1 protein-coding gene is annotated in these 1713 nt (G+C 38.2%); it reads left to right on the forward strand.

Annotated elements, in window-relative coordinates; translation table 11 throughout:
• A partial coding sequence (locus B0A58_RS09295) for a fibronectin type III domain-containing protein (RefSeq protein ID WP_133063113.1) occupies positions 1-1713 on the forward strand: 1713 nt, incomplete at both ends.

The raw sequence follows: 1713 nt of genomic DNA on the forward strand, positions 1-1713 counted from the left end.
GCTCCTGCTCCTACTTGTACTCAACCTAAATTACTCACGGCTACTTCTATTACTCAATCCACTGCATTATTAGGCTGGACACAACCAGCAAATCCTAATGGCACAACCGCAAATACTTGGCAAATTATTGTTCAAGCTGCTAATTTACCTGCACCAACTGCTAGTTCAACTTGGATAACAACAACTTCTAATCCATACAATGCTACAGGGCTAACTCCTGGTACTAATTATGCTTTTTATGTAAGAGCGGTTTGTAGTACAACAGACTCTAGCTTTATTTCTGGACCAAAAAAATTCAGTACAGTTGCTTCAAATGATGAATGTATAGCTTCTATACAAGCACCAGTTAATAGTGATGCCGCTTGTGGTCAAACGGTTAGCGGTGTTTTGAATGGAGCTACTGCATCTACGGTTCCTGCAAATGGCTGTATTGGAACAGACGATGATGTTTGGTTTCATTTCGTAGCATCATCTACCACACATTTTATTTCGTTTTTAAATGTTACAGGCACTGCAACTACATTAAGTTATTCCTTGTTTTCGGGCAATTGCAGCAACTTAACTTTTATTAATTGTAATACTACTAATAGTACTGTTCAAAACAATTTAGTTCCTGGGCAAACGTATTATGTACGAGTATATTCGGCAGCTACTACACCACAATCAATAAGTTTTGATTTGTGTATAGGTACAGCAGTTACATGTGCTGATGCTCAGAATTTTTGTGGTGCAACTGGTATAACTTATGCAAGTTCAACTGGTGTGCCAAGTGCTGGAACTGTAGGATGTTTATTTACAACTCCAAATCCATCTTATTTTTATATGACCGTAGAACAATCTGGTCCTTTGTTGTTTAATATTTCTCAAACATCTACTGCGGGTGCTCCTATAGATGTAGATTTTGTGGCTTGGGGGCCTTTTACAAGTTCTCAATCTGCCTGTACAACAATACCAGCCAATCCACTAGCTGGTGGCACTCCACCTGCACTAAATGGATGTAGCTATTCTACTGCAGCAGTCGAAACATTATCTATACCAAATGCCGTTTCAGGACAAGTTTATGTTGTTATGATTACTAATTTTAATGGCGGTACAGGTACCATTACTTTTAATCAAACAAATACTAGTAGTACTGGAGCTGGAACAACCACTTGTTGTCCTTCAGCAAATTTTAGTTACTCTAGTTTTGCTTACTGTCAAAATGCTTCAAATCCAACACCAACTTTAGCCACTGGTGCTACAGCTGGAACTTTTTCTTCTACAACAGGATTGGTTATTAATGCTACAACTGGTCAAATCAATTTAGCAGCTAGTACACCGGGGACTTATGTTGTAACACATACCATAGCTCCTACCACTTTGTGTGTAGCGGGAGTAACTTATACTAGAACCATAACTATAACTGCAGTACCAAATGCAACGTTTAGTTATAGTGCAGCCTCTTATTGTAAAACAGTTACCACTGCTCAAAACCCAACATTTACAGGGACTTTAGGAGGTTATTTTACCGCATCACCTTCTGGATTGACAATAAATGCGACAACTGGAGCTATTACTCCTAGTACAAGTACCGTAGGTAATTATGTGGTTTCTTATACTATTTATAGTAATGGTGGTTGTAATACATTTACTACTACTCAAAACGTAAGTATTATACTTCAGGCGTCTGCATCTTTTAGCTACTATACAATGGCTTATTGCAAAACAGGAACC

Source organism: Flavobacterium branchiophilum NBRC 15030 = ATCC 35035 (assembly GCF_002217205.1).
Taxonomy (GTDB): Bacteria; Bacteroidota; Bacteroidia; order Flavobacteriales; family Flavobacteriaceae; genus Flavobacterium; species Flavobacterium branchiophilum.